The organism is Hydrogenophaga sp. (genome assembly GCF_041633695.1).
GTDB lineage: Bacteria > Pseudomonadota > Gammaproteobacteria > Burkholderiales > Burkholderiaceae_C > Hydrogenophaga.
The window spans coordinates 1-4,109 of record NZ_JBFJMY010000376.1; the positions used below are offsets into that span (position 1 = coordinate 1).

Consider the following 4,109-nt stretch of genomic DNA (forward strand, 5'->3'; position numbering starts at 1 on the left):
ACGACGACGACGGCGACCTCACCGCGATCTTTATGCGCACCGACAGCGAGCACCACACATTGGCCTTGTTCCGGGCGCCACAGGATGGCTTCGACCACTTCTCCTGCGAGACCCACGACTGGACCGGTATCCGCGACTGGGCCGACCACATGGCATCGGTCGGAGTCGAACTCGCCTGGGGGGTTGGTCGCCACGGGCCGGGCAACGACACCTTCTTGATGGTGCGGGACGGCGACGGCAACATGGGCGAGATTTCCGCCGAGATGGAAACCTGCGCGCCGAACCGCCCGGTAGGCACATGGCCACACCGGATGCTGACACTGAACCAGTGGGGCGTTGCGATTCTTCGCAGCTGAGCCGACATGACGACCACCACCAATGTCTTGCAAGTGCTGCAAATGCTCAAGCAAGGCAGTTATCGCGTCGGCGCCGCCGACGTGATGAAGCAATTGCAGGTGTCTCGCGCCACGGCCTACCGCTACCTAAGGGAGCTGGAGAGCGCCGGCCTCATCGAGGGCGCATCGGCAGGCGAATACGTGCTGGGGCCGACGGTGATCGAACTGGACCGCTTGATCCGCAAGAACGATCCGCTGATCGCTGCGGCCACCGACATCGCGAAAACGCTGTCCGAGCGCACCGGAGGCACCGTGCTGCTGTGCCGCCTGCACGGGCACAAGGTGGTCTGCGTGCACCAGGTGCGCGGCAGCAAAGGCCCGCCCAAGGTGAGCTACGAGCGGGGCCTTGCGATGCCGCTGTTTCGCGGTGCGACCTCGCGCATCATCCTGGCCCACATGGAGCCCGCACGTGTGCAGGCCATCGTCGCCGAGCACCAGGACGAATTGCTCGGTGCGAAGCTGCCGACCGCACCCGATGCACTGGCGCGCCGCCTGGCGCAGGTGCGCGCCGACAAGGTCTGTTTCACGCGTGGCGAAGTCGACCGCGATGCGCTGGGATGCGCGGCGGCGATCCAGCACAGCGGTTTGCTCGGCAGCTTGAGCGTGGTGCTGGCGCGCTCTGCGGCGCCGAGCGATCCGGAGCGTCTCGCCGACCAGGTGCTGCGCGCAGCCCTGCGTATAGAAGGCCGCCTTCAAGCGGCATATTGAGAGGACAGAAACTTGACAGACCCCACCACCGCCGACGTCATCGTCGTCGGCGCCGGTCCGGTAGGACTGACGCTGGCGAACCTGCTCGGCACCTATGGCGTGCGCACGCTCGTCATCGAGCGCAATACCGACGCCGAACCCGAGCCGCGCGCGGTCACGCTCGACGACGAGAGCCTGCGCACCCTGCACAACGCCGGGCTTGGCGCCGAGGTGATGAAGGATCTCGTGCTTGGCTACGGTGTCCAGTATTTCGACTGGCAAGGCAAACCACTCGCCGCCATCCTGCCCACCCGGCAGGAATATGGCTACCCGAAGCGCAATGCCTTTCGCCAGCCGGTGCTGGTGCGCACGCTGCTCAAAGGCCTGGCGCGGTTCGAACATGTGAATGTCGTGTTCGGCTGCGAGCTGATCGACTTCGAACAAGACAGCGAGCGGGTGCGCGTCAAGGTCAAAACCGCCGACGGCAATACCGAGGTGCTTTCGACACGCTGGCTTGCCGCCTGCGACGGCGGGCGCAGCCCGGTGCGCGAGCTGTGCAAGATCGTCCTCGACGGCGACACCTACCCCGAGCGCTGGCTCATCGTCGACATGGCCGAGCGCACACTGCCGCTGCGCCACACGCGCACCTATTGCGACCCACGGCGCCCGGCGATCCGGTTGCCCGGCCCCGGCGGCGCGGTGCGCTACGAGTTCATGCTGCGCGAAGACGACCGCGACGAAGACGTGCTGAACGAAGCAACGTTCCGGCGCTGGATTGCCGAACGCGTGCCCGAGGACGCGCAACTGCCGCTGGTGCGCAAGGCGATCTACGGTTTTCATGCGCGGGTCGCAACGCGCTGGCGACAAGGCCGCGTGCTGCTGGCCGGCGACGCCGCCCACCTGACGCCACCATTCGCCGGCCAAGGCATGAACAGCGGCATTCGCGATGCCTCCAATCTGGCCTGGAAACTCGCCGCGGTGACGCGCTGGGCTGCGCCCGAGACGCTGATCGACAGTTACGAGCCCGAGCGCCGCCCGCACGCCGCGGCGCTGATCAAGATGGCGCTGCGCATCGGCTCCTTCATGCAACCCAAGACGATCCCCGGAGCCTTTGCCGTGCAAGCCGCACTGCGCATCGCGTGCCTGATACCGGCCTGCCGCGACTACATCCTGCAACTCAAGTTCAAGCCCAGACCGCACTACCCGATCGGCTGGTTCGAACCAGCGGCCGGCCTCCACCAAGCCGAGTTGATGCCGCAGCCGGTGGTTGTGCACCCCATGCGCGGCGAGGTGTTGCTCGACAGCGTGCTCGGCGAAGGCTTTTCCGTCATCGGCTGGGACACGCCAGCATTCCATGCGCACGCCTTGCAATGGCTGCCCGCCGGCATGCCCGGGCGCGCCGTTGCCCTCGTGCCGCGTGACGACGACTTCCTCGGCGACAAGCTCGCCTCAAAGCTTGAACGGGTGCGCGACAGCACCGGCGAACTCGGCGCGATGCTCGATCGCATCGGCGGCGTCGCCGTCGTCGTCCGGCCGGATCGCTACACCGCCCGCTGCATCAGCGCAACACAACTCGCTACCCACCCAAGCCACATCGCCGGCATACCACTGGAGACCCTATGAAATTGATTTCCTTCGTCCGCAACGGAACAGCAAGCTACGGCGCCGTCACCGACAAAGGCGTCGTCGACCTCGGCGAGCAACTGAAATACCCAGACTTGAAGGCGCTGCTCGCGGCCAACGCCGTCGATGAAGCACGCACAGCCGCTGGATCGGGCAAGGCCATAGGCCGGCTCGAAGATCTCGAACTGCTGCCCGTGATTCCGAACCCGGGAAAAATCTACTGCATCGGCCACAACTACGAGGACCACCGCAAGGAAACGAACCGGCCCAAGGTCGACCACCCGTCGGTCTTCATGCGGTACCCGGAGGCCCAGACCGGTCACCTGCGCCCACTTGTGCGTCCGCACGAATCGACCATGTTCGACTACGAAGGCGAGATCGCCATCGTCATCGGCAAGGCCGGCCGGCGCATCCAGGAGGCCGATGCCTGGAACCACGTCGCTGGCTACGCTTGTTACAACGAAGGCTCGGTGCGCGACTGGCAGTGGCACACCCAGCAGTTCGGTCCCGGCAAGAACTTCTTCCAGACAGGTGCCTTCGGCCCCTGGCTGCTGACAGCCGACGAGATCGCAGCGGGCGAGGTGTTGTCGCTCATCACCCGCCTCAACGGTGAGGTCATGCAACAGACCGATACGACGCTGATGATCTTTCCGATCCCACGCCTGATCGCCTACTGCTCGACCTTCCTGCCGCTCGCAGCCGGCGACGTCATCGTCACCGGCACGCCGGGTGGCGTCGGCGCCAAGCGCACCCCGCCGGTGTGGTTGAAAGACGGCGACGTGTGCGAAATCGAAGTCAGCAAAGTCGGCGTGCTGCGCAACACCGTGGCCGCTGGCTGAATCCATTTTTACAAGGAGACAAACCCATGAAACGCCTATTCAAATCCCTCGTCGCCATCGCACTGGGTGCGGGTGCCGCCATCGCATCCGCGCAATCGCTCAAGCTCGGCCACGAAACCCCACCGACGCATGTCTTCCACAAGGTTGCCGAAAAAATCGCCGCCGAGCTGGACAAAGCTTCTGACGGCACGATGAAGGTCGCGGTCAACCCGCTCAACAAGCTGGGCTCACAGGCCCAGGTGATCAACCTGATGCAGGCTGGCGCTGTGCAGTTCGGCGTTTACACGGCGGCGGAACTGTCGAACCGCGAACCCTCGCTGCAAGCCTGGTCGTTGCCCTACGTGTTCAAGGACGTCGCCCACGCCACCCGTGCCGCTGGCACACCGGCGGCACGCGAGATGTTGAAGAAGCTCGCGCCCAACGGCGTCATCGGGCTCGGATATGCGTTTGCCGGCCAGCGCCACGTGCTGTCGGTGGAGCCCGTGAAATCGCCCAAGGATCTGGTGGGCAAAAAGGTTCGGGCCTTCCCAAGCCCGGTCTACAACGACTTCTGGGACGCCGCCGG

General features: G+C 65.3%; 5 protein-coding genes. All 5 read left to right on the forward strand.

Annotation, left to right across the window (positions count from 1 at the left end):
- Window positions 1-356: VOC family protein (locus ABYB95_RS18360; RefSeq protein WP_372660132.1), on the forward strand; the 356-nt coding region annotated here is incomplete at its 5' end.
- A 6-nt stretch (window positions 357-362) separates the two neighbouring features.
- Window positions 363-1,103: an IclR family transcriptional regulator gene (locus tag ABYB95_RS18365; RefSeq protein ID WP_372660134.1), complete on the forward strand. Its 741-nt coding sequence runs from the start codon at window positions 363-365 to the stop codon at window positions 1,101-1,103.
- A 12-nt stretch (window positions 1,104-1,115) separates the two neighbouring features.
- Window positions 1,116-2,705 carry a bifunctional 3-(3-hydroxy-phenyl)propionate/3-hydroxycinnamic acid hydroxylase gene (locus tag ABYB95_RS18370; RefSeq protein ID WP_372660136.1) on the forward strand — a complete coding sequence of 530 codons (1,590 nt, stop codon included), beginning with the start codon at window positions 1,116-1,118 and terminating at the stop codon, window positions 2,703-2,705.
- Complete coding sequence (locus ABYB95_RS18375) at window positions 2,702-3,544, forward strand: fumarylacetoacetate hydrolase family protein (RefSeq protein ID WP_372660138.1); 843 nt, start codon at window positions 2,702-2,704, stop codon at window positions 3,542-3,544. The genes ABYB95_RS18370 and ABYB95_RS18375 overlap by 4 nt, the downstream gene beginning before the upstream one ends.
- Window positions 3,545-3,570: 26 nt before the next feature.
- On the forward strand, window positions 3,571-4,109 hold a 539-nt coding region (locus ABYB95_RS18380; protein ID WP_372660140.1), incomplete at its 3' end, for a TRAP transporter substrate-binding protein.

What these genes read in the sequence shown, in the direction of transcription:
- ABYB95_RS18365 (WP_372660134.1), top strand. Translation starts at nt 363, where the DNA reads ATGACGACCACCACCAATGTCTTGCAAGTGCTGCAAATGCTCAAGCAA.
- ABYB95_RS18375 (WP_372660138.1), top strand. Translation starts at nt 2,702, where the DNA reads ATGAAATTGATTTCCTTCGTCCGCAACGGAACAGCAAGCTACGGCGCC.